Raw genomic sequence first — 2368 nt, forward strand, 5'->3', positions numbered from 1 at the left:
ATCGAGTACACATGGTTCCGGGGGGCTTAAAGGTGATCCAGCCATAATTCTGAGAGGTTTGTTGGATACTAACGCCGTTCGTAACGGCTCCTTCGGTGACGTATAACCACTCCCCCATACCGACCCTTGGTACATTTAAGCACAGAGGGCTTGGAGCCGCTTATGAAAGGATTGGGCATTCGGTGAACGAGGTTAGTTGGAAGCTATTTGCGCCGCTCTCGATTGAAGGGGCCACGCTGCTGATCGAGCATCAGGATCTGCCTTCGGGCATGGCGGTACGCCTGGGGGGGGTGGGGGGGGTGGTGCTCAAACCCCAGGAAGCCCAGGAGCTATTGCTCAATCTGCTCACTGGCGAATCCTGGGTAAGCAGCCGCCTGGTCTGGGCCTCCCCACGGCTGCATATCGGTCAAAAAGGCTACAACCTCAGCGAGCGGGCCAAACTGGCCCTGATTGAGGCCCTGCAGTCGCTGTTGGTGGAATCCCAGGGTGTGGCGGTCAACCCCATGCCCAAAGAAACCTGGCAACGTTCGCTTTTGGAGCTGACCCAGGCCCGCTTTGCCAGCGTGGAAGAAGCCCTTCCCAGGCTGGGCGAAATTTTGATGGCCCTGGGCTTCAAAGGCATCTGCCTGTGGCTGCGGGACAGCAACGAACGTACCTTGAAACTGGTCGGCCAGTATCCCGAAGCGTCCCCTCCCGAAGATCTCCTGCCCGTACGCCACGCCGTATATTTCCAGGTGCTCGAGCGCAACCTGCTCATCGCCGCCGACGATGCCCGCCAGGACGCCCGCATGACCGAACTGCGCGACATCCTGATTAGCCGGGGACTGGGAGCGGTCTTACAGGTGGTGTTCCATGGCGAAAACGGTCTGCGGGGCGTGCTGTGGCTGGAAAGCATCCAGCCGCGCAAATGGAGTTCAGCCGACGAGACCCTGGCCCTGGCCATGGCCCAGGTCATTGAGCGCATTCTGCGCCCGCTCAAAGAGGAGATCAAAATCCAGACCCCCGAGCGCAAATCGCTGGCGGTCAGGAGGAGCGACTTCGAACTCAATCTGGCCCAGGCCCTCGCGCTGGCCGGTCGCCACGGGCGTTCGCTGGCCCTGATGCGCATCCGGATCGAGGGCATGAACAAGGCCCAGACCGAGCAGGCCGCCCGCGAAATTGCCTATACCCTGCGCCAGAGCGACTCGCTGGCCTATTTGGGCGACCAGGGTTTTGCCCTGCTGCTTTCCGAGGTGCGCTGGACGGCGGGGGCCAGTCGGGTGGCCCATCGCCTGCTGGGCCGCTTGCGGGCCGCCCTTTCCGGTCTTAAGGTCGGGATCGGCATCGCCATGTTTCCCCAGGACGCCACCTCCGTGGAAGGGCTGTGGAATCAGGCTGAACAAGCCTGTAATTCGGCCCTCGAGACCGGCGGTGGCATCCGTCTGCTCACCCCCGGCGCCACCGAGTTGCAAGAAGCCCTCTCACAGGATGGCCTGACCCTGCACTTCCAGCCGGTGTTCAACCTCAGCGACCTCGAGCTCGTGGCGGTGGAGGCCCTGGCCCGCTGGCCCAAACCCAAAGGCCTGCACCAGGCCGGGGAGTTTCTGCCCCTGGCCGAACAGGTCGGCCTGATGAGCGCCCAGGATCGCTGGGCCCTGGACAAGGTGCTGGACCAGGCCGCCCTCTGGAAACCCTCCGGGGTCAACGCCCGCTTTAGCGTGAATGTCTCCTCCGAAACCCTGGCCGACCCCAACTTCCCCACGCTTTTGCAGGAGATGTTTACTGCCAAGCGCCTGCCCACCGACATCATCATTATCGAGCTGCGCGAGGAAGCCATCCTGAGCGACCTCGAGACCGCCGGCCGCAGCCTCGAGATCCTCAAGCACCTGGGGGTTTCGATTGCCCTGGACAACTTCGGCACCAACCCCCTTCCGCTCACCCAGCTCAAGCGGCTGCCGCTCGACTGGATTAAGCTCAACCCGGCCCTCTCCTCCTCGGAGAACGCTACGCTGGCCAAGGCAGCCATTGATATGGTGCACGCCGTCGGCACCAAGGCTGTGGCCAAGGGCTTAGAAGAACAGTCCCAGCTCACCCGCATGAAAGAACTGGGCGCCGACTACGGCCAGGGCCACATCCTGGGCTGGCCGGTTCCCGCCGAAGATCTGGGCGCGCTGCTGGTCTGGGGTATTGGCACCTAGTAGACTTCTGATAAAGCCGCCGATGTCTGATATTCAACACGGAATAGCTTTGTCAGACACGAAATTCTTTTGACAAAATGGCACTGTCACATGAGGTCTGATGCTAAACCAGTCCCAAGCTCTGCTACCATTGAACCCATGACCGAAGGCGCTGTACTGGTAATGCGGGTGTTGCTCTGGGTTCTTCCGGG

General features: G+C 61.6%; 1 protein-coding gene. It reads left to right on the forward strand.

Translation table 11 applies throughout. The features are described from left to right. Positions 1-182: 182 nt before the first annotated feature. A complete protein-coding gene (locus Q0288_RS06800; RefSeq protein ID WP_299429027.1) occupies positions 183-2177 on the forward strand; it encodes an EAL domain-containing protein in 1995 nt (664 codons plus the stop codon). The last annotated feature ends 191 nt before the right edge of the window (positions 2178-2368 follow it).

The sequence above is a fragment of the uncultured Meiothermus sp. genome (assembly GCF_937863175.1).
GTDB lineage: Bacteria > Deinococcota > Deinococci > Deinococcales > Thermaceae > Meiothermus.